Annotated in this window: 14 protein-coding genes and 2 rRNA genes (1 of these 16 cut by a window edge); 7 read left to right on the plus strand and 9 right to left on the minus strand. The window is 70.6% G+C overall.

Annotation, left to right across the window (positions count from 1 at the left end):
* The first annotated feature begins 2 nt into the window (after window positions 1–2).
* Window positions 3–1,067: a PHP domain-containing protein gene (locus O7615_RS11340; RefSeq protein WP_278177406.1), complete on the plus strand. Its 1,065-nt coding sequence runs from the start codon at window positions 3–5 to the stop codon at window positions 1,065–1,067.
* Between the two features lie 7 nt (window positions 1,068–1,074).
* Here the strand turns inward: O7615_RS11340 and O7615_RS11345 are convergent, their stop codons facing one another.
* Window positions 1,075–2,046, minus strand: a complete 972-nt coding sequence (locus tag O7615_RS11345; RefSeq protein WP_278177407.1) for a DMT family transporter — start codon at window positions 2,044–2,046, stop codon at window positions 1,075–1,077.
* A gap of 138 nt (window positions 2,047–2,184) precedes the next feature.
* Between O7615_RS11345 and O7615_RS11350 the strand changes: the two genes are divergently transcribed.
* Window positions 2,185–3,855, plus strand: coding sequence for a DUF885 domain-containing protein (locus O7615_RS11350; protein WP_278177408.1), 1,671 nt, complete (start codon window positions 2,185–2,187; stop codon window positions 3,853–3,855).
* A 94-nt stretch (window positions 3,856–3,949) separates the two neighbouring features.
* Complete coding sequence (locus O7615_RS11355) at window positions 3,950–4,684, plus strand: class I SAM-dependent methyltransferase (protein ID WP_278177409.1); 735 nt, start codon at window positions 3,950–3,952, stop codon at window positions 4,682–4,684.
* A gap of 78 nt (window positions 4,685–4,762) precedes the next feature.
* Here the strand turns inward: O7615_RS11355 and O7615_RS11360 are convergent, their stop codons facing one another.
* The 4 genes from O7615_RS11360 to O7615_RS11375 form a co-directional block, all read right to left on the minus strand.
* Window positions 4,763–5,890, minus strand: a complete 1,128-nt coding sequence (locus O7615_RS11360) for a DUF3068 domain-containing protein (RefSeq protein ID WP_278177410.1) — start codon at window positions 5,888–5,890, stop codon at window positions 4,763–4,765.
* 67 nt (window positions 5,891–5,957) lie between these two features.
* Window positions 5,958–6,779, minus strand: coding sequence for a class I SAM-dependent methyltransferase (locus O7615_RS11365; RefSeq protein ID WP_278177411.1), 822 nt, complete (start codon window positions 6,777–6,779; stop codon window positions 5,958–5,960).
* A complete protein-coding gene (locus tag O7615_RS11370; RefSeq protein ID WP_278177412.1) occupies window positions 6,776–11,047 on the minus strand; it encodes an alpha-(1->3)-arabinofuranosyltransferase in 4,272 nt (1,423 codons plus the stop codon). The genes O7615_RS11365 and O7615_RS11370 overlap by 4 nt, the downstream gene beginning before the upstream one ends.
* Window positions 11,044–12,711: a substrate-binding and VWA domain-containing protein gene (locus O7615_RS11375; RefSeq protein ID WP_278177413.1), complete on the minus strand. Its 1,668-nt coding sequence runs from the start codon at window positions 12,709–12,711 to the stop codon at window positions 11,044–11,046. The genes O7615_RS11370 and O7615_RS11375 overlap by 4 nt, the downstream gene beginning before the upstream one ends.
* A gap of 261 nt (window positions 12,712–12,972) precedes the next feature.
* Between O7615_RS11375 and O7615_RS11380 the strand changes: the two genes are divergently transcribed.
* Complete coding sequence (locus tag O7615_RS11380) at window positions 12,973–14,133, plus strand: glycosyltransferase family 4 protein (RefSeq protein ID WP_278182066.1); 1,161 nt, start codon at window positions 12,973–12,975, stop codon at window positions 14,131–14,133.
* A 70-nt stretch (window positions 14,134–14,203) separates the two neighbouring features.
* Here the strand turns inward: O7615_RS11380 and O7615_RS11385 are convergent, their stop codons facing one another.
* Window positions 14,204–14,365 carry a hypothetical protein gene (locus O7615_RS11385; RefSeq protein WP_278177414.1) on the minus strand — a complete coding sequence of 54 codons (162 nt, stop codon included), beginning with the start codon at window positions 14,363–14,365 and terminating at the stop codon, window positions 14,204–14,206.
* On the minus strand, window positions 14,362–16,080 hold the full coding sequence (locus tag O7615_RS11390; protein WP_278177416.1) for a hypothetical protein: 1,719 nt from the start codon (window positions 16,078–16,080) through the stop codon (window positions 14,362–14,364). Before O7615_RS11390 ends, O7615_RS11385 begins: the two co-directional genes overlap by 4 nt.
* 148 nt (window positions 16,081–16,228) lie before the next feature.
* Here O7615_RS11390 and O7615_RS11395 point away from each other — a divergent pair, with 148 nt between their 5' ends.
* The 3 genes from O7615_RS11395 to O7615_RS11405 all read left to right on the plus strand — a co-directional run bounded on the left by O7615_RS11395 (window position 16,229) and on the right by O7615_RS11405 (window position 21,726).
* Entirely contained in the window at window positions 16,229–18,478 is a 2,250-nt protein-coding gene (locus tag O7615_RS11395; protein WP_278177417.1) for a procyclic acidic repetitive family protein, read from the plus strand.
* A gap of 19 nt (window positions 18,479–18,497) precedes the next feature.
* Window positions 18,498–19,730: a polysaccharide biosynthesis protein gene (locus tag O7615_RS11400; RefSeq protein ID WP_278177419.1), complete on the plus strand. Its 1,233-nt coding sequence runs from the start codon at window positions 18,498–18,500 to the stop codon at window positions 19,728–19,730.
* 181 nt (window positions 19,731–19,911) lie between these two features.
* Window positions 19,912–21,726: a VanW family protein gene (locus O7615_RS11405; RefSeq protein WP_278177420.1), complete on the plus strand. Its 1,815-nt coding sequence runs from the start codon at window positions 19,912–19,914 to the stop codon at window positions 21,724–21,726.
* A 275-nt stretch (window positions 21,727–22,001) separates the two neighbouring features.
* On the opposite strand, the gene rrf is transcribed toward O7615_RS11405, so the two are convergent.
* A 5S ribosomal RNA gene (rrf, locus tag O7615_RS11410) occupies window positions 22,002–22,119 on the minus strand.
* Between the two features lie 102 nt (window positions 22,120–22,221).
* A 23S ribosomal RNA gene (locus O7615_RS11415) occupies window positions 22,222–25,060 on the minus strand; it runs 277 nt beyond the window's last position.

Below are 25,060 nucleotides of genomic sequence, written 5' to 3' on the forward strand. Positions count from 1 at the left end.
CCATGAGCGAGCGGGATCCCATCGCCGACCTGCGCCGGATCGCCTTCCTGCTGGAGCGGGCGAACGAGGCCACCTACCGGGTACGCGCCTTCCGCTCCGCGGCGACGGCGCTGGCCGCGCTGCCGAGCGAGGAGGTTGCCGAGCGGACCCGCGCCGGCAGGCTCACCGAGTTGGCCGGCGTGGGCGACGTCACCGCCCGCTGCGTGGCCGAGTCGCTGGCCGGCGAGGAGCCGGTCTACCTGCGCCGGTTGGTCGCCACCGAGGGCACCGACCTGGATGCCGAGGCCACCGGCCTGCGTACCGCCCTGCGGGGCGACTGCCACACCCACTCGGACTGGTCCGACGGCGGATCGCCGATCGAGGAGATGGCGCTGGCCGCGGTCGAACTGGGCCACGAGTACCTGGTGCTGACCGACCACTCGCCCCGACTCAAGGTCGCCCGCGGGCTCACCGCGGACCGGCTGCGCCGCCAACTCGACCAGGTGACACGGCTGAACGAGGCGCTACCGGAGGGGTTCCGCATTCTCACCGGCATCGAGGTGGACATCCTCGCCGATGGCTCGCTCGACCAGGAGGAGGAGTTGCTGGCCCGGCTGGACGTGGTGGTCGGGTCGGTGCACAGCGGCCTGCGCGACGACCGGGCGAGGATGACCCGCCGGATGCTGACCGCCATCGCCAACCCGCACGTGGACATCCTCGGGCACTGCACGGGCCGGATGGTGTCGTCCCGGCCGGCCGGCGTGACCGGGCCGGGCGACCGGGGCCATCGCGCCCGGACCCGCCCGGAGAGCGACTTCGACGCCGACGCGGTCTTCGCCGCCTGCGTGGAGCACCGCACCGCCGTGGAGATCAACTCGCGCCCGGATCGACAGGATCCGCCGAAGCGGTTGATCCGGCGGGCGCTGGAGGCCGGCTGCCTGTTCGCCATCAACACGGACGCGCACGCGCCGGGGCAGCTCGACTGGCAACGCTTCGGGTGTGAGCGCGCGGCCCGCTGCGGTGTCCCCGCCGACCGCGTGATCAACACCTGGACGGCCGGCGACCTGGTCGCCTGGACGCACGCCTGACTCCGGGTCAGCGGGCGGCGGGCGCGGCAGTGGCCGTCCGCTCCACACCGGCCACCACCGGTCGCCGTCGCCCGACCAGGCCCTGCGACACGGCGACGCCGAGCAGCACGATCAGCGCACCGACGGGCTGGTGCCAGGTCAGCCGCTCGCCGAGCACCACGGCGCCGATCAGCACCGCGAAGACCGGGATCAGGTAGGTCACGGTGGACGCGGTGGTCGCCCCCACGATCCGGATGTTCCGGAGGTTGATCACGAATGCCAGCCCGGTGCCGAGCGCGCCCAGCGCCAGCACGGCCGCGAGCACCCGGGGTGACAGCGTGGTCGGCAGCGGCGGGGCGCCGGCCACCAGCGGCGCCACGACGGCCAGCTGCACCGCCGCGACCACCAGTTGCGCGGCGGACAGCGACAGCCCGGACAGCGCCCTCCCGGCGATGAACTTCTTCTGGTACGGGATGGCCAGGCCGTAGCAGGCGGCGGCACCGAAGCACATCAGTTGGCCGACGAAGTGCGTCCCTCCGATGCCGCTCCAGACGCCGAGCACCACCATCACCCCGGTGAAGCCGAGCGCCAGCCCGGCGGCACCGCGTGCGGTCAACCGCTCGGTGCGGAACAGCAGCACCGCCAGCGGCAGCACGACCAGCGGGGTGGTGGCGTTCCAGATGCCGGCGAGCATCGACTCGATCCGCTGCTCGCCGTAGCCGAACAGGGTGAACGGCAGCGCCACGCCGAGGGCGGCGACCACCGTGAGGTGGCCCCAGATCCACGGATCGCGGGGCAGCCGGTCACGCAGCACGGCGAGCGCCACGAGCAGGGTCAGCGCGCCGGAGCCGACCCGGTAGAGGGTGAGGTGCAGCGGATGCAGCTCGGCCACCCCGACCTTGATCAGCAGGAAGCTGGAGCCCCAGATCGCGGCGAGGGCGACGAAGCCGGGCAGCCAGCTCCGCAGCGCCGGCCGGTCAGGAGTGAAGTGGGCTGTCACCCCTGACACTCTGCTCCTGGGGACCGACATTGTCCTGCGGATTTCGGCCTCCGTGTCGCGCACCACAGAAACCACCTGCTGCCCTGACCCGTGGCTGACGCCACCATCGGCGTGGCCGCCTCGCGTAAGGTTCGCACCGTGGGACGAATCGATGACCTCGCGAACCGCTATGTGGCCGACTGGGCCGCACTGAGCCCGACCGGCGCCACCTTCGTCGGCATCCCCGGTTACGAAGACCAGCTGGACGATCTGTCACCGGATGGCTACGCCGCGCGCGCCGGGCTGACCCGCCGCACCCTGGCCGAGCTCGACGTCACCGAGCCGGAGACGGAGGCCGAACGCACCGCCCGGGAGGCGATGCAGGAACGGCTGGGCCTCGAACTCGACCTGTACGAGACCGGTGAGACGACCAGTGAGGTCAGCGTCATCACCAGCGGGCTGCACGAGATCCGGATGGTCTTCGACCTGATGCCGACCGAGGGGGAGCAGGCGCAGGCCAACCTCGCCGCCCGGCTGAACCTCTTCCCGGGCGCGCTGGAGGCGTACAAGACCACGCTGCGCGAGGCCGCGGCCGCCGGGCGGGTCAGCTCGCGGGCGCAGCTGGTCGAGGTGGCCAAGCAGTGCGACACCTGGGTGGACCCGGAGGGCGACAACGTCTTCCACGGGCTGGTCGAGCGGCTCGACGCCGACGGTGCCCTCGGCGCCGACCTGCGCCGCGGTGCGGCGGCGGCCTCCGCGGCGACCGCCGAGTTCGGGCAGTTCCTGCGCACCGAGTTGGCCCCGCACGGGCGGGAGAAGCAGGCCGCCGGGCGCGAACGCTACGAGCTGGCCTCGCAGTACTTCCTCGGCGCCCGGGTCGACCTCGACGAGACGTACGCCTGGGGGTTCGCGGAGCTGGCCCGGCTGGAGGCCGACATGCGGACGGTGGCCGGGCAGATCGTCGGCCCCGGCGCCACCATCGACGAGGCGGTGGCCGCGCTGGACGCCGACGCCACCCGCACCATCCGGGGCAAGGACGCCTTCCGCGACTGGATGCAGGAGCTGGCCGACCGGGCGATCAGTGAGCTGAACGGCACGCATTTCGACATTCCCGAGCAGGTACGGCGCATCGAGTGCCGGCTCGCGCCGACCAGCGACGGCTCCATCTACTACACCGGCCCGAGCGAGGACTTCAGCCGGCCGGGCCGGATGTGGTGGGCGGTGCCGCAGGGGATCAGCGACTTCTCCACCTGGCGCGAGGTGACCACCGTGTACCACGAGGGAGTCCCCGGCCATCACCTCCAGATCGGGCAGACCGCCGTCCGGGCCGAGTTGCTCAACCGCTGGCAGCGGTTGCTCTGCTGGGTCTCCGGGCACGGCGAGGGCTGGGCGTTGTACGCCGAGCGGCTGATGGACGAGCTGGGCTACCTGGAGGATCCGGGCAATCGGCTCGGCATGCTGGACGGCCAGGCGCTCCGGGCCGCCCGGGTGATCGTCGACATCGGCATGCACCTGGAGTTGGAGATCCCCAAGGACAATCCCTTCGACTTCCACCCGGGTGAGCGCTGGACGCCGGAGCTGGGTTGGGAGTTCCTGCGGGCACACTGCCGGGTGCCGGACGAGGTGCTGCGCTTCGAGCTGAACCGCTACCTGGGCTGGCCGGGACAGGCCCCGTCGTACAAGGTGGGCGAGCGGATCTGGCTCCAGGCGCGGGAGGACGCCAAGGCCCGCAAGGGCGCCGACTTCGACCTGCGGGAGTTCCACCGGCAGGCGCTGGACCTCGGCGCGCTCGGGCTCGACCCGCTGCGTCGGGCACTGGCCCGCCTCTGACCGGCCCGGCGGTCCACCCCGGGCCGCTGGGCGAAGCAGCCCTCGCACCTGCTGGGAGGTGCCGGCGGATCGTCCGGTGCCCTACTGTGTGCCGGTGAGCTTGAACGACGTGCGCCGCGACTGGACCACCCTGGGCGCCGAGGATCCGCTCTGGGCCGTCCTGGTCCGGCCCGGCAAGCGCGGCGGCCGGTGGGACGTGGACGAGTTCCTGGCCACAGGCCGGGCCGACGTCGAGGAGACCGTCGGGTGGCTGGGCCAGCTCGGCCTGCCCACCCGATGGGAGCGGGTGCTCGACTTCGGTTGCGGTGCCGGGCGACTCTCCCAGGCGCTGGCCGCCCACGCCGGGCACGTGGTCGGGGTCGACATCGCCCCCTCCATGCTCGACACCGCCCGCCGGCTCGACCGCACCGATGGCCAGATCGAATTCGTCCTCAACGACGCGCCCGACCTGAGCCGGTTCCCCGACGGCCACTTCGACCTGGTCTACAGCGCCCTGGTGCTACAGCATCTACCTCGACCAGCAGTCGACCGCTACCTCGCCGAGTTTCTTCGCGTCCTCCGCCCAGGCGGGGTAGCCGTGGTGGGCCTGCCCACCGAGGCGGCCCCCACGTTCAAGGGTCTGATCTGGCGGTTCGCACCGTTCCGGCTGATCAGCTGGGCTCAGCGCCGGGTCCTCGACTACCCGGCGGCGATGCGGATGACGCCGGTACCGCACGCCGACATGGAGCGACTGGTCGCCGCGCACGGCGGGGAGATCGTCGACCGGCGGCCAGACCTGCCGTACACCGAGGACTGGCGGTGCAGCCGGTACGCCCTTCGCCGCCGCTAGGCCAATGACGACCAGGACGAGGGGGTGGCCCGGCCGGGCCACCCCCTCGTCGCGTCCTTGTCCCTACGGTTCAGCCGTTCAGTGCTTCTCCGCGTCGTCCTGCGCGGGCCGCTGGCCCGGCACCTCGGACTTCCAGTTGGTCGACGCGGGCGGGATCTCGTCGGTCAACGGACCGCCCTCCCTCTCGTCGTCCCGCACCGCCGGCTCGTCGACACGGGTCGGCGTCGGGTCCGCGGAGTGCCGTCCCACGGTGGCCGGGGTACGGCTACGCGAGACGAACAGCGCCACGAGGATCAGCACCAGGCCCAGCACGGCGAGCCCGACCGGCGCGGCCACACCGAGGATGGTGAGCTGGAACCGACTGTCCTTGGCCCGCTGCACCGAGGACGTCACCGTCTCCTCGTTGTAGGAGAAGTCCGCGTCCAGCAGCGTCACCGGGGCGCCCGCGTTCGGCACCAGCACCTTCTTCTGCTGCTCCCGCACCTTGACGTAGGCGCCGGTGACCGGGTCGACCCAGAGCGTACGGGTGTTGCTGTAGACGAGGTCGCCCGAGGTCGAGCCCGGGGCGAGCACACCGAGCAGCAGGCCCATCCGGTCGGCGGCCAGCGACAGCTTCTCATCGGTGATGACCTGCTCGTAGCGGTACGCCTCAAGGCCGTTGACGTCCTCGGTGCCCTTGAACTCGGCCACCCGGGTCTGCCGCAGGTCGCGGTCGAAGACCTCGTAGTTTCCCCGCTCGGAGTTGAACGGGAACTTGTAGACCTGGCCGGCGAACGAGATCTTCTCCGGGGCACCGTTCTCGTCGAGGAACTGCTCGTTCCACTCGACGGCCTCGCCGGTGACCCGATCCAGCGCCAACTCGGCGGCGTACGCGCTGACCCGCTCCTTCCGGTCGGTCCGCTCGACGGTCTGGCCGACCTGCCAGACCACCGTCTCGCCGGCGAGGTCACCGCTGAGCGCCGCGGTCTTGTCCCGTTCCGGGGTGACCTTGACGATGGAATCCAGGTCTGCCTGGTGGATCCCGATTCCACTTTCGCTGATCTGGAGGAACGTCGCGCCCTTGGCCTCGGCAATCGACGTCGACGGCTCCAGGTCGTAGGGCAACTTGGTCATTGCCGGTTTGACGACGAACACCAGCCCGGCGGCCAGCGCCAGGAGCAGTACGCCGCCGCCGAACAGCACGGCACCCACCGCGCGGTGCTTCATATTTCCTCCCTGAGGAGCTAATTTCGTCGGTATCAATCAGTGAGATGGCCGCGAGGTTACTACCTGGTCACATAGCAACGCGACCCCCGGTCAGCTCTGATTTCTCCACCGCGCCGGGCTGTCGTTCCCCAGTACGACGCACTACCAGCACGAAGTTCCATGCCGCGACCTCCCGAACACCGGGCACCCGGATCACCCACCGCGCCCACCAGGGGTGGTAGCGCGGCAGCACGTCCACCACCTCGATGTCGCCGTTGCCTCGCGCCCAGCGCAACGTGTCGGCGATCGAGACCGGGAACAGCGTCTCGCCGAAGCGGTTCTTGGGCGGGCGTCCCACCCGACGCTCGAAGCGACGCCGAGCCCGGTCACCCCCGAGGTAGTGCCAGGGCGCCGTCTCGTGCCCGCCCCATGGCGACAGCCAGGGGGTGTACGACACGAAGAGCAACCCGCCCGGTCGGGTCACCCGGACCATCTCGTCGAGCATCCGTGGCGGCTCGGCGACATGCTCCACGACGTTGGACGAGAACGCCACGTCCACACTGGCGGTGCGCACCGGCAACGCGGTGCCGCTACCCCGCAGCATCCCCGCCACCGACTCGCCAGCGGCGGAGAAGTCACCCACGTCCGGATCGAGCCCGATGTATCGGGCGCCGGCCGCACGGAACGCCGTCGCGAAGTATCCCGGCCCCCCGCCGACGTCGAGCACCGTACGGCCGTCCAGGTCGGTGTAGCCGGAGACTTGGCGGACCGAGTCGGTCGCCAGCAGTCCGTAGAAGTGATCCGGGTCGGTCTGCTCGACCAGAAACGCCCGGAACAGGTCGACCGAGCGACGCAGCGTGGCGAAACGTCGTCGCGCCACCCGTCGCGTCCGGTCCTCCGCTGCTGTCACCGCGCCACCGTCCCGTCGTCGCCCTCAGCCCTGGTCTCGGGCGCCTCCGGCGACCCACCGGATGTGCCCGGCGTCACATCATCCTGGACGGCCGGATCGGGCCGTACGCCGGGGACGGGCACCACCGCCGCGACCACCGCCCCGATCGCGATCAGCATGGCCGCCTGCGTCCAGGAGCCGTACACCCACTCCTGCCCATGGCCGTTCAGGCGTCCGGCCACCGCGACCGTCGTCGCCACGGCCAGGCCGCCCAGCACCACCACCGGGAGCGCCCGCACGGCCAGCTGCCGCAGCAGCATCGCGGCCAGCACGATGGCCACCGGCAGGACGCCGCCCAACGCGGCGAGCAACAGCACCAACACGGTGCCGATGGCCCAGGCCGGGGCCTCGGCCGGGATCGTGCTCCCCAGCCCCGCGCCCACCATCGCCCGGCGGCGCGCCGGCCATGCGGCCAGCACCAGCACCCCGACCGCCGTCAACGCGCCCGCCGCCAACCCGGCCCGGTACGGCCGGTCGGGCTCGAAGATCAGCCGGACCTCGCCGCCGGCGCCGGCTGGCAGTATCCACGCCTGCTGCCAGCCGTCCACCCGGGCCGTGACCACCGGTTCGCCGTCCAGCGTTGCTGCCCATCCGGCGTTCGCGTTCTCCGGCACCACCAGCAACGCGTGCTCGCCGCCAGCAACCCGGACCGTCCGGTCGGTCGGCGCCCAGTCCAGTACGGTGACCTCCCGGTGCCGGGGCCCGGCGGAACTGTCGCCGCGCGCCGGCCGCAGGGCCGCATCCTGCACCACGAATCCCACCGAGGGCGTCGTCGCCAACCGGTGGCCGCCGGCCGGCAGATCCAGTACCGCGCCGTCCACGCCGCATATCCGCAGCGGCACCGGCCGCCCGGCCAGCACGTCACCCAGGGTCGCGTCGACCGCGGTGTCGTAGCGGAACCCGTCCAGTTCGACGGCCGGCCCGTCGCCACACCGTTCGACCACGGGGGTGTCGGCGTCGATCGGGTCCGACAGCTCCGCCAACGCGGGAATCTCCACCTCGGCGATGCCCGCAGTGGCGGGCCAGCCGTTACCACGCAGGTCGGCCAGCCGGTGCTGGGTCTCCCGCACGACGATCTCGATCCGATCGGTGCGTACGGCAGGGAACCGGACGGTTCCGTCGGTGCCCACCGGCACCGTCACCGCGCGACCCGGCGTGCGGATCTCGACCCGCTCGGGCAGCGAGCCGACCGGCAGCTCCGCCCCCTGCAATCGCAAACTGTCGATGCGTAGCTGGCCCGGCCAGCTCAGCCTCAGGGTGGGGCGCAGGTCGCCGGTGCCGGCCAGCCACGCCGTGCCCGGGTCACCGTCGATCGCCGCGTACGCGGCCACCGCTGGGTCTCCGGCTAGGTACGACGAGGCGGTCGCCCGCAGATCCTGGCCGGGCAGCCTCAGCTCGCCGCCCGGCCGGGCCACCGCGCGCAGTTCCATCCGGTATGTGCCGGCGGACGGATTGTGGAAGAGCCGATCCAACCCCATCGGCTCCTCGCCGACCTGAGCCAGGAACCGGTCGCAGCGGATCACCACGTCGTCCGCCCGCGTCGGGGCGCCGGTGCCCGCAGAGCCCGCTGCCGCGTTCCCGTCCGCGCCGGAGAGCGAGGTCGAGTAGCACGCCGGCCGGTGGGTTGGCCCACGGCTGAAGACCCAGCTGACCGGGCTCGACAGGTGCTGCGGCAGGTCAGTCGGGGCGCGCAGCGTGCGACGCACCTCGGCGTCCGGGATGGACAGCTCCCGGATGCCCACCCCTCCGTCGAGTCGGCCATCGGCCACCTCCAGCACGGTCACCCGGATCCGGTTGGTCGGCCCGGGCAGCGTGTAGTACGAGTGACCGCCGAGCGTCCGGGCAACCTCATGTTCGACCGAACCCCGGTCGGTGGTGATCCGGAATCTGGTCACCGGCCAGCCCACCGCCAGGTCGCTGACGAACGCGACAGCCACGCTGTCCACCTGGCGCGGGGTGTCCAGGTCGACCTGGAGCCACTGCCCGACCGGCCCGCTCAGCGGAGCCGAGTGCCAGGCGGTGGCGTCGTCGCCGTCGACGGCCGCGAACGGCAGGTGCGACGGGTCGGCCGGGCCGAGATGGTCCACGAAACTCGTCGCCGACGAGGCGGTCACATCGCGGATGCCCTGGTAGACCGCGGTGGTCTGGTGCTGGCTGCCGGCGAACGGCAGCAGGTCGAGGGCGACTCTGCCCTGCCGCCCCGCCTCGTTGGCGGTCAACGTCTGGGAAAGGTTGTCCCGGGCCCGGCCGATGTTCCGCTCCCGGCGGCGCAGGCCGTCGGTGACGATCCACGAGTCGCCGGTCAGGTTCGGGGAGTCGTCCCGGTCACCGGCGAGTACCACCGGCCGGTCCCGTTCCACCACCCCCTGTTCCAGCAGGGGCAGCAGCGACTCTGGGCCACCGCTGACCGTCGGCACGTCGGCGGTGAGCACCGCCGAGGCGGTCGGCACCGACCGCTGTACCTCGTACACCTCGATGGCCGGCAGGGAGCCGGAGCCGCCGTCCACCGGGCTGCCGAGCGTCCGGGACAGGGCGTCGGTGGTGCCGAAGGTCGCCACCCGGGCAATGCCCGGCGAGTCCGCCAACGCCCGGCGCAGCACCGCCACCGGCGGCGCGTCGATCTGGTTCCGGTCGAGGTCGTTGCGCAGCAGCAGATGCCGGAAGCCGGAGCGGGCGAGCAGATCGGCCAGACCGGTCGAGCCCTGGCCGCCGGCCAACACCTGCTCGACGGTGTCCATCATCCGGGTGTTGCCGTTCGAACCGAGCGGGATCTGGTTGCGCACCGCCCATGGTGCGCCGGCCAACGCCTGCAACGGTTCGTCGACCGTACGCCCCCACACGTACTGCCCGAAGCCGGAGCCGGGCACCATCAGCGTGCGGGCCAACGCGTCACGGTCGGCGAGCCAGGTTGCCGCGGCCCGCCAGTGCGGTGGCAGATCGGACCAGCCCGGCCCGGCCCGCAGCTGCCCGAGCCAGGCCGGCGCGGCGGAGCCCAGGACGAGCAGCAGCACCGGCACGAAGATCAGCGGACGCAGCCGGATAGTGGGCCGGCGCCGGGCCAACGCGTGGTGCATCCGGGTGGCGACCGCATCGACGCCGTGCGCGAAGCCGAGCATCAGCGGCAGCCGCAGCACCGGGTCGAGCTTGTGCACGTTGCGAAACGGCGCCAGCGGGCCGTCCAGCAGGTTGCGGACCGACTCGGACAGCGGGCTGTCCACCGCGCCGACGTAGCCGATGGTCAGCAGGGTCAGCCCGGTGAGGAAGCCGGTCACGAGAAACCGTCGCTCGGGCAGCAGGTTCCCGGCCAACCCGGCCAACCCGATCAGCGCCACCAGCGCGGTGAGCACCATCAGCGCAGGGTGGTCGATCAGCATCCAGCCGGCCGGCCACCAGGGGTCGCCCTGCACGATGTACGCCACCCACTGGTTGGTGCCGCGTACCGCCTGGAACAGCGAGGCCACCGCCGTCGTGGTGGTGGACGACTCGATGAAGTCGAGGAAGGGGAGACTGTACTGGCCGAGTAGCAGCAGCGGCACGATCCACCACAGGCAGACCCCGAGTACGCAGACACACCACCAGGCGACCAGCCGCCGATGCTGCGTGTCCCAGCGCCGGGTGAGCAGCCAGACACCGGGTAGCAGCAGGGCGAGCAGCACGATCGCCGCGTTGATCCCGCCCATGCCCAGGACGGCCAGCGCGGAGAGCGCGGCGGCCCGGCGCGGCGAGCCGATCCGGCGTACGGTCACCAACGGCAACAGCACCCACGGCAGCATCGCGGCGGAGATCGTCTCCGCCGACAGCACGCCGACCTCGGTGATGACCCGGGGTGCCAACGCATAACCCAGCGCCGCCGCGTAGCGGGTCGGCTCGGTGCCGATGTTCAGCGCCCGGGCCAGCCGCAGCAGTCCGTAGAAGGCGGCGACGAGCAGCAGCGCCGTCCACAGCCGCTGGGTGGTCCACGGCGCAATCCCGAGCAGCTGACCGGCCGCGAAGAACGGCCCCATCGGGAACAGGTAGCCGTACGCCTGGTTCTGCAGTTCCCCCGAGGTGGCCTCCGGGTTCCACAGGTGCAGCGCCCGGGCCAGGAAGTGGATCGGGTTGGCGGCCAGATCGAGCTTGGTGTCGAAGGTGACCTGCCCAGGCCGCTGACCGAACGCGATCGCGGTAAGCAGTAGCAGCGACAGCATGGTGCCGGGCGAGCGGCGCAGCCGCGCCAGCACCCGGCTCATCGGCGACACTCCGGGGGCAGGCAACTCAGGTCGGCCAGCGCCGAGAAGAAGATGCGCCGCATCCCGCCCGGCTGCTCGGTGACGAAGACCCGCCCGCCGGTGGCCTTCGCGATCGCGTTCAGCTCCTCGGGGTCGATGTCCGCACCGAGGCCGATGAAGATGATCGGCAAGGGGCGGCGCGGTTCCTGCAACCGCTTGAGTTCGGCGAGGAAGTCGGCCCGGCCGATGCTGTCGTCGTCCTCGTTGCGCCCGTCGGTCATCACCAGCACCAGGTTGATCCGCCCCGGCGTCCAGTTGCGCCGCGCGTCGCGGTACGCGGCCAGCGTGCTGTCGTACAGCCCGGTGCCGCCCTGCGGCTTGACCCGAACGTCGGCCAACGCCTCGGTCAGCTGTTTCCGCTGGCCGCCCAGCGGGCCCACCGGCAGGATCTCGCGGTAGTCCCGGTCCCCGTCGACCTTGGTGGAGAAGGCCCAGATGCCGAGTTCGCTGTTGTCCAACAGCAGCGCGGCCCCCTCCTGGGCAGCCCGCACGGTGGCGTCGAGCCGGGTGCCGCCGCCCGGCACCGCCGCGGCCATCGAACCGGAAACGTCCAACAGGGTGAGGATCCGGGCGCTGCGCTGCACCCCGCTCCAGCCGGTCAGCACATCGCTGACCGTCTCCTCCGCCGGCAACGCAACCGGCCGACGTTCCTCCGCCCGCAGTCGGTCGCCGGCCGGCATGGCCGGCGGAAAGCCGGCCGAGGTCCGGAAGCCGTAGCCGGTAAACGTCTCCCGCGCCTCGCCGGTGAGCAGCCTGGCGAGGAATCCCGCGGCGGCGTCGCGCGTCCGGGCCTGCGCGGCGGGCAGCACCGCGTACGGCAGGTCGAGCCAGGGCACCTCGATCTCCGGGTACGCCGCGACCAGCTTGCCGGCGGCGGCGAGCGCGTTGTGTTCGAGTACGGCCTGTTCGCTGGCGGCGACGGCGTCGACCCGGCCGGGCAGGTCCCGGTTCGGGGCCAGCGAGCTGGCGTCCTCGGCCGGGCTGAAGGTCCGCTCGGCGAGGCGGCGCAGGGTCGCCGCCACGGTCGCGGCCGAGTCCCGGTTGTCGTCGGCCAGCACCCGGGCACCGAGCAGCGCACCGACCCCGACCGGGTCCACCGCCGGGTCCGGCAGCCCGACCTGGATCGCACCCGCCCTGGCGCCGACCAGCGATGCCCAGGTCAGCGGCCTGGCCGGCCACCCCGATCGGCGTGCGACGCGTTCGTTGACCGCCAGCACCACCGGCGTGCTCGCCACCGACGTGCCCTGACCGGGCACCTCGAACGCGCCCGCGGCGCGGGCCCGGCGCAGCCAGAACGTCGACTCCGGCAGCCACGCGTCCGCGACATCCTCACCGTCGGCGAGTTCCCGGACGACGGTGGCCGACGGCCGGGCCTGCACCTCGACCGACACGCATGGTTGGCTGCCGGCGTTCTCCCGCGCCACGCGGTCGAGCGCCGACGCGATCACCGGAGCGGCCATCACCCGGAGTCGGACCTGTTCGACGCAGGTCGGGGTGCCCCGGTCGGCCCGGATGTACGCCACCGCCGCCCAGGCGGTCAGCAGCAGCACCAGTGCGGCACTGAGCAGCACCACCGGCGAACGGCGGGACAGGGCGCGCGTCGGCGCGGGACGGTCGGCAACCACCGCCGCCTCACCTCCTCGTCACCCCTGCGGACGGCGCCCCACCGCAGGTCACCACACCGGCCACGACGAGGTCGGGCGGCCGGGCACCGGGCATCGCACGCGGTTGCGCTGCACACCCTGCCAAGGTTTACGCCCGTCGGCAAACCCCCGATCGACGACCCGTTATCGGATCGTCGCTGCCGAATCTGCCCATTGCGCACCCGGGGCGCACCGCCCTAGGGTGGCGCGATCGTGCTCACATTACTCACCGGTAGGAGCAGCGTGGACAAGTCCGGCACCCCCTCCCGCCACGTCCTGTTCCTCAACTGGCGAGACACCACCAACCCCGAGGGCGGCGGCTCCGAGGTCTACATCGAACGGATCGCCGCCGAGCTGGTCACCGCTGGTTACCGGGTGACTCTGCTCTGTGCGGCCCACCGTAACGCCGGCCCGGCGGACACCACCGAGTCCGGCGTACGCGTGCTGCGCCGTGGCTCGCGGATGACCGTCTACCTCCGCGCGGCGCTGATCTGCCTCGCCGCCCGTTTCGGGCTTGGCCCGCTGAGCCGACGCGGTCTCGGCCGGCCCGACCTGGTCGTGGACGTCTGCAACGGGGTGCCGTTCTTCGCCCCCCTCTACGCCGGGCGGCCGGTCATCGCGCTGGTGCATCACGTGCACCGGGAACAGTGGCCGGTGGTCTTCGGCCCGTGGATGTGCCGGCTGGGCTGGTGGATCGAGTCCTGGCTGGCGGTGCGGCTCTACCGGCGGTGCCGCTACATCACCGTCTCGGAGGCGAGCCGGGCCGAACTGACCGAGTTGGGGGTGGACGTCGAACGGATCGACGTGGTGCCCAACGGCACGCCACCGGTGACCGGCCCGGCACTACCGCGCACCGCCCACCCGTCGCTGCTGGTGCTCGGCCGTCTGGTGCCACACAAGCGGGTGGAGATCGCCCTGCGGACGGTCGCCGAACTGGCCACCGAGCTGCCCGAACTGGAGCTGGTGGTGGCCGGGCAGGGCTGGTGGGAGGAGCCGCTACGCGAGCGGTGCGCCGCCCTCGGCATCACCGACCGGGTACGGTTCGCCGGCTTCGTCAGCGAGGACGAGAAGCACGAGCTGCTCTGCTCGGCCTGGCTCGCCCTGACCCCGTCGGTCAAGGAGGGCTGGGGTCTGATCATCGTGGAGGCCGCCGCGCGCAGTACGCCGACGGTGGCCTTCCGGTACGCGGGCGGGGTCGCCGAGGCGATGGTCGACACCGAAACCGGTCTGCTGGTCGACGACGAGCGGGAGTTCACGGCGGTCGTCCGCGAGCTGCTCGCCGACGACGTACGGCGCAAGGCGATGGGCGAGGCGGCGCTGGCCCATGCGGCCCGCTACACCTGGACGGCGACCGGCGACCGGTTCGCGCAGCTGGTAGCTCAGGCGACCGCCCGCACCGGCTGAGCTACCCCGGTCGGGGCTGGACACGACGAAGGGCGCCCGCGTGACGCGAGCGCCCTGTCGCCGTGCGGGGTCAGCGCGTGCCGTACAGCGGGGCCTCGGTCTGCTCACTCACCTTGGAGTTCGCGGCCTCCTTGGCGGACGGGCTGAGCGCATTCGCCAGACCGACGCTGCCGAGCAGGCCGAGCACGACCCCGAGTACCCCGACGGCGACGAACGCGGGCAGGTTCCTCATCCACCTTCTCCTTCCGCGGGACTCGCGTGCCGGGACGCTACCACGCGGTAGCACCGTCGTGCAGTGCCCGAAAATCCGACAACCAGCACCACCGTTCCGGCCAGCAGGTGAGCCAGGCCCACCGGGCCGGGTCGGCGCGGCGCGGGCGGTGGACGCCACGCCGGATTCTCGTACAGGCTCAGCTCCTCGCCCGCGTACGCCGGCCGCAGGCCGGCCAGTGTCGCCGGGTCCGGCGACGGACCGGCGGCCCGCTGCACCAGCACCCAGCGGGGGCCGGCCACCGCCACCGGCTCGCCCGCCGCGAGCAGCTCACGCAGCCGCGCGGCCCGGTGATCCTCCCCGGCGACCGAGATGCCGTCCACCCGCAGCGTGTCGTCGATGAGGACGGGCACACCGAGGTACCGGGGCGCCGGGTCGATCACCACCCGACCGCCGTTCCAGGCGTAACTCTGGTACTCCTGGAACGGCAGCGAGACGACCTCACCCGGCCGCTCGTCGACCAGCCGGGCCACCGTCGCCCAGTCCGCCGGCCAGGCCACCGGACGTAGCCGTCCCGCACCGCCGAAGGCGAGGTCGGGCAGGATGGCCAGCGGCAACAGCGCCGCGCCGGCCAGCAGCACGCGCCCGGTCGCCGCGTCGAACCGGGCCGCGAGCCGCCCGGCGAGTCGCTCCGCACCGAGCGCCCCGGCGATCGCCAGGACCAGCACGTACGGCACCAGCAGTTTCTGCCCGTCGCGGAGCAGCCCGGCACCGGGCACACCGGCGACGAGCCAGCCCAGCAGGCTCGCCCCGCCGGGCAGTACGCCGAGCGCCGCGCCCAGCCACGAACCGACCGCCAGCAGCCCGAGCCGGCCCACGACCGGGCCCGGCCAACGGCGCCGCAGCAGCGGTACGCCGTACCCGGCGACCGCCAGCACCACCAGCGTGGCCAGCGGCACCAGCCACCCGCCCCGGGATGCCGGGGTGGCCTGCCCGTTCCAGATGCCACCGGTGCCGGCGAGCGCCACCAGCGGCCCGGCCCAGTTCTCCGTGCGGGCGGCGAAGACCGCCACCCCGGCCGGATCGGAGCGGCCGTCACCGGCCCCGGCGAACCCGGCCACCAACCACGGCGCGTTCAACAGCAGCGTCACACCCACTCCGGTCGGCGCCGCGCGGACCGCCCCCGGGTACCGCCCCACCAGCAGCACGGCGACCACGACCAGGGCGAGCAGGCCACCGGTCGGTGTGATCGCCGAAGCGGCCGCCGCCAGCAACAGGCGCCGCAGCGCACCCCGCTCGGCCCGGCGTACCCCGATCGCCGCGCCCACCAGCCAGGGCAACGCGGCGTACACGACCAGCAGCCCCCACTGGCCGATCAGCAACCGCTCGGCCAGGTACGGCGTCCAGGCGTACCCGAGTGCGGCCACCACCCGCACCGCCACCCGCCCGGTCGGCACCAGCCGCGCGGCGCCGAGCGCGGCCAGGTACAGGATCGCCACCAGAACCAGTCGTTGCAGCAGCCACCCCGGGACCAGCTGGTTGGCCAGTGCCACCACCGCGTCCTGCGGGACGGCCCGGGGCAGCGCCGTGGCCGGAGCGATCGCCTCCCAGCCCAGCTGCTGCCGGGGCACGAAGACCATGTCGTAGCGCAACACGTACCCGGGCAGGGCCAGCGGCGCGAGCACCACCGCCGTCACGGCGGCGGCCACCGCGTGCGGCACCAGCCGTTCCCGCATCGTCGACCTCACCACTGCCGGTGCGCGGCGACCGGCCGCGCTGGTGGCGGCCACTGTACGCGGCCGTCGCCGGTCCGAAGCGGCCCGCCGCCGAACCATCCGTTGGCCTGATGGGAGCCGCGGTGATCGGTGTGGCAGTCTTCCCGCCATGGCATCGACGGAGGCGGACCACTCCGCGGCACCTGGCCGGATCGGTGGCTGGCTCGATGGCGACCGGATCGGGGCGGCGGCGCTCGCGATGATCGCGCTCAGCGTCTTGGGGCGTGTCCACGTGGCGTCCCGCGGTTTCCTGGCGGCGGACGACTACGTGATGATCAGCCAGGCGGCCGAGTCCGAGCTGACCGTCGAGCATCTTCTCACCCTCTACAACAACCACCTCATGCCCGGTGGACGGCTGATCACCTGGCTGGTCACCGAGCACTTCGGGGTGGCCTACTGGCCGTATGTCCTGCTCATGGCGATCGGCCAGGCGATCCTCGGGGTCGCCTTCTTCCACCTGCTGCGCCGGCTGCTCCGTCCGTCGGCGCTGCTGCTCCTGCCGCTCGGCGTGCTGCTGTTCAGCCCGCTGACCCTGGAGGCGACCTCCTGGTGGGCCGTCGGGGTCAACCTGCTGCCGATGCAGATCGCCATGGTGCTCGCGGTCGGCGCGCAGGTCGGCTACGTGCAGACCGGGCGCAGGCGGCACCTGGCCATCCTGGCGCTGTCCGTCGTCTTCGGGCTGGTCTTCTTCGAGAAGTCGATCCTGATCGTGCCCTTGGTCTTCCTGCTGACCGCCGCTCTCTACGCCGAAGGCGGTCTGCTCCGCAGCGTCTGGACCACGATCCGCCGCTGGTGGCCGTCGTGGCTGCTGCTGACGGTGCTGTCGCTCGGCTTCCTCGCCGCCTACCTGGTGCGCTCGGAGTCCTCGCTGCGCCGGCCGGAATCGGCGGGGGAGGTGTTCCTCTTCCTACGGCAGTTGTTCGGGTCCACCCTGATACCGGGGCTGGTGGGCGGACCGTGGCAGTGGCTGGAGGCGGGGGACGGCGCACCGGTCGCGGCCCCGCCGGAACTCGGCACCTGGGTGGGCTGGATCATCGTCGTCGCGCTGATCGTGGCGACCGTACGGCGAGGTCGCCGGGCCCGGCGGGTGTGGCTGCTGCTCGGGGCGTACCTGCTCATGGTGGCGGCGCTGCTGGCCGCGACCCGGCTCGGTTCGGTCTTCAGCGAGGTCGCCGGCGGCGTCCCCCGCTACGTCAGCGACGTCGTCGTGGTCGCCGCGATCTGCGTCGGTGTCGCGGCGGTCGGGCTGGCCCGACCATCCCGGGCGACGGGTGGGATCGAGCCCCCCGTCGGCGCTGGGCAGCCGGCCGGGCCGGACACCCGCCCGCAGCCGGAGGAGAAGAGTGCCGACGCTCCGGCCCCGCCGCCGCTTGCCCTGCAACCGGTGACCACGCCGGCCGTGGTGGCCGCGCCCGCGGCGCCGGTACGAGCCGCCCAGCCGGTCCGGGTGGTGTCGCGACCGGGTGTCATCCACGCCGAGGCACCGGTGGACCCGGAGCCGGAGTTCGTTCCACCACGTACCCCCGAAGCGGAGCAGGCCCTCGGACCGGAACCCGTCCCCGGACCGGAACCTGCCCCCGCTCTGGACGCCGCACCTACCCCGCAGTCGGCCGGTACACCACAGCCGGTCACCCGGCCGGATCCCGACCCGGTTGCGGAACCCGAGCCCACCCCACCCACGCGGTCCGCCGACCGGCCGGGACCGGCGACGGCGGCGGTGAACATGGCGTTGGCACTGGCACTCGTCGCCCTCTGCCTGGGCACGGCCTGGACCACCGCCCGGTACGGCGACGAATGGGCGGCAAAGGCCGGCAGGTCGTACATCGACACCGTCCGGATCGAGATGGCCAGCGCGCCACCGGGAACGGTCTTCTTCGACGCACCGGTTCCGGACCGCGTCGTGCCGAGCCTCTCCTGGCCGTACAACCTCCAGTCCCGGTTCTTCAGCGCCATCGACACCCGCCCCACCTTCGTGGATGAGGCCGACAACCTGTCGGTGCTCGACGGGCTCGGCCGCATCCAGGTGGCCGCCGTCGTCGGCAGCACGATCCAGCCCGGCCCGCAGGACGGCTGTGGATACCTGGTCACCAGCGCAGAGACGGTCCGGATGCGCCTGGACGAACCGCGCAGTGACTGGCACTGGGTGGTACGGGTCGGCTACCTGAGTTCGGCCGACGGCACGGCCACGCTGAGGTTCGGCAGCGGTGTCGCCCATTTCCCGGTCAAGAAGGGCCTGCACCAGCGCTTCTTCCGGATCGTCGGAGGTGGCGCCGCAGTGGAACTGACCGTCGCCGGGGCGGACGTGTCGCTCTGCATCAACGACATCTCGATCGGCGACCTGGCGCCCAGATCCGAGTGACGACGCGCGCGGGGGTGGCATGACGCAGACGACGGGCAGGGACGCCGCGAGGGTACGGCTCGGTGCGGCCGGCGCCGCCGTCACCATCGCCACCCTGGTGACCAACTCGCTGGCGTACGTCGTGCCGGTGCTGGGCGCCCGCCGGCTCAGCGCCGCCGACCTGGGCGCGCTGGCGACGGTGCTCGCGCTGGCCGCGATAGCGGCGGTGCCCGGTTTCGGCCTGCAGATCGCGGTGGCCGCGCACCGGGCCCGCTGGGGCGGCGGTGGCGCGGCGCGGCTGGGGCTGCGCACCGCGGCGCTCACCGCCGTGCTCACCCTCGCCGCGGCACCGGTGCTGACGATGGCCCTGCGGCTGCCGCACACCCTGACGCTGCTGCTTCCGGCCACCACCTTCGCCACCGTGCTGGCCGGCCGATGGCTCGGGGAACTCCAAGGCGACCAGCGCTTTCTGCGGCTGGCCGCCGCGATGACCGTGCTGGCCGCCGGCCGCTACGGCGGCCTGGTCGTCGGTCTGCTGCTCGGCCGGGGACCGGTGGCCTGCCTGCTGCTGGCCACGCTCACCGGCCTGCTCGCCCTGCCGGTCCTGGCCCGTCTCGCCGCGCCAACGCGGGCCGCCCCGCTCGCCGTCCGACGCGGCACGCCGGTGCCGGCCGGCACCGGCGTGCCGCGTCGGCTGGGCGCCCGGCAGGTGATGACGGCGTGTGGCGCGACGCTGGCGATGCTCACCATCTCGTACGCCGACCTGATCCTCGCCCGTCAGCTGCTGCCCGCCGCCGGCTCCGGCGCCTACGCGGTCGGCTCGGTCCTCACCAAGGGTGCGCTGTGGGCTCCTCAGGTGGTCACGCTGCTGGTGCTACCCCGGCTGGCCCGGGGTGACCGCCGCGCCCGACTGGTCGCCCTGACCCTGATCCTGGCCTGCGGGGCGGTCCTGGTCGCCGCCGCCACCGTCGGTGGCGAGTTGGCGTTCCGGCTCGCCGGCGGCGTCGACTACCTGCACCTGGCCGGTTCAGCGCCGCTGTTCGCCGCCACGGGCGCGCTCTACGCGGTGGTGTTCATGTTGGTCAACGACCGGGTGGCGACCGGTGCCCGGTGGCCTGCCGCGCCGCTGTGGCTGGCGACCGTCGGCCTGGCCGGTGCCGCCGCGCTGATCGCGCCACGCACCGTTACGGGGGTGCTCTCCTGCGCCCTGGCCGCCGCCGCGGTGACCACGGTGACGATGGCGTGGCTCGCCTTCCGGCCCGCCCGTCGCTGACTCCGACGGCAGCAGATCGTTACTCTTCGTGACCAAGCAACAGTCGGATACCGCTGATCGACGGGCTCCGGCGAATCGCACCGCACTCGGGCTCCCCGCCGGCCGTCCTGTTGGCTACCGTAGTTGTCTCCCCAGGGTGGGGGTCCCGGCTCCAGACGCCGCATTTCCCTAAGAGGTAGTTGTGACGCTGTACGGCGAAGAACGTCCGCCCGCTGACGATGACCGGCCCACCGTTCAGGTGAAGGCGGTCAGCTGGCCCGTCGAGGAACCGGTGCGACCCGCGCCGGTCGACCCGCAGGGCGGGCGGAAGCGGTCCCGCCGGTTCCGGATGCTGCTCGCGGCCGGCGTGACCACCGCCGTGCTCGCCTCGGTCGGCGCGGTCGCCGTCTGGGCGTACGCCGGCGATGTGCCACGCGGCACCAGCGTGCTCGGCACCGAACTCGGCGGCCGCAGCCGGACGGACGCGGCGCGGGAGCTGCGGGCGCAGCTGGACCGCCGCGCGGCCGAACTCGAAGCCCCAATCCAGGTACGCGTGGGCGAGCGCACCGCCGAGATCAACCCGGTCGAGGTCGGGCTCACGGTCGACGTCGACGCCACCGTGGCCGCCGCGGCGGCCGCCAACGCCCACGCCGTGGATCGGCTCGTCGGCTCGCGGGAGATCGAGCCGGTGGTCTCGGTCGACGTGCCGAAGCTCGAGGCCGCGCTGAAGAAGCTCGTCGGCGACCAGGGCCGGAAGATGACCATGCCGGCCATCACCTTCTCCGGCACCACGCCGAAGGTCCGCTACCCGAAGCCGAGCCTCACGGTCGACCCGGAGCATTCCGCGCAGGTTGTCAGGGAGGGCTGGCTGAGCGGGCAACCGGTGACGGTCCCGCTGGTGGAGAACCATCCGGCCACCTCCGCCGAGGAAGTGGATCGGCTGGTCGCCGAGCTGGCCGAGCCGGCGGTGGCGGCGCCGGTCAAGCTGACCACGGATCGCGGATCGGTGACCATTCCGCCGGAGGCGATCGCCAAGGGCCTTCGGTTCAAGGCGGACAAGGCCGGCAAGCTGACCCCGAGCGTGGACATCAAGCAGCTGCGGGCCGCGCTCGGGAACAGGCTGGGCGCGGTGGAGGTGGCACCGAAGGACGCGACGATGACCATCTCCGGCGGCAAGCCGAAGGTGGTCGACGGACGTGCGGGGCAGCAGGTGGATACCAGCACGCTCGGCCGCGACCTGCTCGCCGTCCTGCCGCGCGGGGAGGACCGTACGGTCTCCGCGAAGCTCACCTCGACCGAGCCGAAGCTCACCGCGGAGAAGCTCGGCGGCCTGGGGATCAAGGAGAAGGTTTCCTCCTTCACCACCAACTTCACCGGTGGGCTGTCGTCGCCGCGCAGCCAGAACATCGTGACGATCGCCAACGACGTGAAGGGCACGGTGGTGTTGCCCGGCGAGACGTTCTCGCTCAACGGTCACACCGGCGAGCGCGGCTACGCGCAGGGCTACCGCGATGCGCCGGTCATCCTCGACGGCAAGCTGGTGCCGGGCGTGGGCGGGGGCACCTCGCAGTTCACGACCACCCTCTTCAACGCCTCGTACTACGCCGGTCTTGAGGACGTCGAGCACAAGCCGCACTCGTACTACTTCAGCCGCTACCCCGCGGTCATCGAGTCGACCATCTTCTGGCCCGACCTCGACTTCAAGTTCCGCAACAACACCGACTACGGCGTCCTGATCGACACCTCGTATACGGGCAGCTCGGTGACGGTGTCGATCTGGAGCACGAAGATCTGGGACAGCGTGAAGACGGAGTACGGCCCCCGGCGGAACATCACCTCGCCGAAGACCGTCTACCTGGAGCCGGGGCCGAGCTGCATCCCCGCCAACGGCAGCCAGGGCTTCACCCAGGACGCGTTCCGCGTCATCAAGAAGGACGGCAAGGTCGTCAAGCGCGAGAAGTTCAGCTGGACCTACAGCGCGGAGCCGCGCTTCATCTGCGCAAAGGAGCCCGCCTGACGTCCGTCGGGCACCAGGCTCGTCGCGGCCCGCCGGCCCTCGCCGGCGGGGCCGTTCCATGCCGGTGTACGCCCACCAGCGCGTCTGGCACGGGGCTTGGGCTTGGTCCTACTTGGTCAGCATTTGCAGCACGGCGTGCGGGATCTCGGGTTGTCGCGCTGATGGGCGGGGGCCCCGCCCACATGCCGCAACCTCGGCGGGTGCGTATGGAAAAGGCCCAGAAATGCGTTCAGGGCCGCCCCCACGTGGTGGGGTGGCCCTGAACGGTGGGTTGTGTCCGGCGGTGTCCTACTCTCCCACACCCTCCCGGGTGCAGTACCATCGGCGCTGGAGGGCTTAGCTTCCGGGTTCGGAATGTTTGCCGGGCGTTTCCCCTCCGCCATGACCGCCGTAACCTTATCAACATGTCAAACAACACCAACACCAACAACAGCAATCCTGTTGGGGGTGTGTTTGTTTGTTGTGAGTTGCACAGTGGACGCGAGCAGGATCTTTGTAGTCAAGTCCTCGGCCTATTAGTACCGGTCAACTGAACCCGTTACCGGGCTTACATTTCCGGCCTATCAACCCAGTCGTCTAGCTGGGGGCCTTACCCCTTGTCTCCAAGGGTGGGATACCTCATCTTGAAGCAGGCTTCCCGCTTAGATGCTTTCAGCGGTTATCCCTTCCGAACGTAGCTAACCAGCCGTGCCCCTGGCGGGACAACTGGCACACCAGAGGTTCGTCCGTCCCGGTCCTCTCGTACTAGGGACAGCCCTTCTCAAGTATCCTACGCGCACGGCGGATAGGGACCGAACTGTCTCACGACGTTCTAAACCCAGCTCGCGTACCGCTTTAATGGGCGAACAGCCCAACCCTTGGGACCTGCTACAGCCCCAGGATGCGACGAGCCGACATCGAGGTGCCAAACCATCCCGTCGATATGGACTCTTGGGGAAGATCAGCCTGTTATCCCCGGGGTACCTTTTATCCGTTGAGCGACACCGCTTCCACACGCAAGTGCCGGATCACTAGTCCCGACTTTCGTCCCTGCTCGACCCGTCAGTCTCACAGTCAAGCTCCCTTGTGTACTTGCACTCAACACCTGATTGCCAACCAGGCTGAGGGAACCTTTGGGCGCCTCCGTTACCTTTTAGGAGGCAACCGCCCCAGTTAAACTACCCACCAGACACTGTCCCTGAACCGGATAACGGTCCGAAGTTAGATACCCGAATCAACCAGAGTGGTATTTCAAGATTGCCTCCACACATACTGGCGTATGCGCTTCACCGGCTCCCACCTATCCTACACAAGCCGACTCAAATACCAATGTCAAGCTATAGTAAAGGTCCCGGGGTCTTTCCGTCCTGCCGCGCGTAACGAGCATCTTTACTCGTACTGCAATTTCGCCGGGCCTGTGGTTGAGACAGTGGGGAAGTCGTTACGCCATTCGTGCAGGTCGGAACTTACCCGACAAGGAATTTCGCTACCTTAGGATGGTTATAGTTACCACCGCCGTTTACTGGCGCTTAAGTTCTCCGCTTCGCCCCCGAAAGGACTAACAGGTCCCCTTAACGTTCCAGCACCGGGCAGGCGTCAGTCCATATACATCGAATTACTTCTTCGCATGGACCTGTGTTTTTAGTAAACAGTCGCTTCCCCCTGCTCTCTGCGGCCATACAACGCTCCACCCGCGCGGGGCTTCACGTCTCCGGCCCCCCTTCTCCCTAAGTTACGGGGGCAATTTGCCGAGTTCCTTAACCACAGTTCGCCCGATCGCCTCGGTATTCTCTACCTGACCACCTGTGTCGGTTTGGGGTACGGGCCGCTCGGAACTCGCTAGAGGCTTTTCTCGGCAGCATAGGATCACTGACTTCACCTGAATCGGCTCGGCATCACGTCTCAACCTTCATGCACCACGGATTTGCCTATGGTGCGGTCTACACGCTTACCCCGGCACAACCACCGGCCGGGCTCAGCTACCTTCCTGCGTCACCCCATCGCTTGACTACTACCCGCCAGGTTCCCACGCTCACCACCATCAACCCGAAGGCATCAGACAGCTCGGATGGTTAGCACAACGAAGTTCATCACGGGCGCTCCTTCGCGGGTACGGGAATATCAACCCGTTGTCCATCGACTACGCCTCTCGGCCTCGCCTTAGGTCCCGACTCACCCAGGGCGGATTAACCTGGCCCTGGAACCCTTGGTCATCCGGCGGAAGGGTTTCTCACCCTTCTTTCGCTACTCATGCCTGCATTCTCACTCGTGCCGCGTCCACAACTCGATCACTCGGCTGCTTCACCCCCGGCACGACGCTCCCCTACCCACCCACACACCTGGATGCCCACCCCAAAAGGCAGACACCGGGCACCGTGTGAGTGCCACAGCTTCGGCGGTGTACTTGAGCCCCGCTACATTGTCGGCGCGGAACCACTTGACCAGTGAGCTATTACGCACTCTTTAAAGGGTGGCTGCTTCTAAGCCAACCTCCTGGTTGTCTATGCGACCCCACATCCTTTTCCACTTAGCACACGCTTAGGGGCCTTAGCTGGTGATCTGGGCTGTTTCCCTCTCGACTACGAAGCTTATCCCCCGCAGTCTCACTGCCGCGCTCTCACTTACCGGCATTCGGAGTTTGGCTGATTTCGGTAAGCTTGTAGGCCCCCTAGACCATCCAGTGCTCTACCTCCGGCAAGAAACACACGACGCTGCACCTAAATGCATTTCGGGGAGAACCAGCTATCACGGAGTTTGATTGGCCTTTCACCCCTAACCACAGGTCATCCCCCAACTTTTCAACGTTGGTGGGTTCGGCCCTCCACACGGTCTTACCCGCGCTTCAGCCTGCCCATGGCTAGATCACTCCGCTTCGGGTCTAGAACATGCGACTCAAACGCCCTCTTCAGACTCGCTTTCGCTACGGCTCCCCCACACGGGTTAACCTCGCCACATGCCACTAACTCGCAGGCTCATTCTTCAAAAGGCACGCCGTCACCCCAAAAGGCTCCGACGGATTGTAGGCGAACGGTTTCAGGTACTATTTCACTCCCCTCCCGGGGTACTTTTCACCATTCCCTCACGGTACTCGTCCGCTATCGGTCACCAGGAAGTATTCAGGCTTACCAGGTGGTCCTGGCAGATTCACGGCAGATTTCAGGAGTCCGCCGCTACTCGGGAACACCCACAGAAGACCAGCTGCTTTCACCTACCGGACTATCACCGTCTACGGTCGGCCTTTCCAGACCATTCAGCTAACAACTGGCTTTATAACTCCTTCGGTGGTTGTCAGCCCACCACATGAGGTCCCACAACCCCGACCACGCAACCCCTGACAGGTATCACACGCAACCGG

The sequence above is a fragment of the Micromonospora sp. WMMD1082 genome, assembly GCF_029626175.1.
Taxonomy (GTDB): Bacteria; Actinomycetota; Actinomycetes; order Mycobacteriales; family Micromonosporaceae; genus Micromonospora.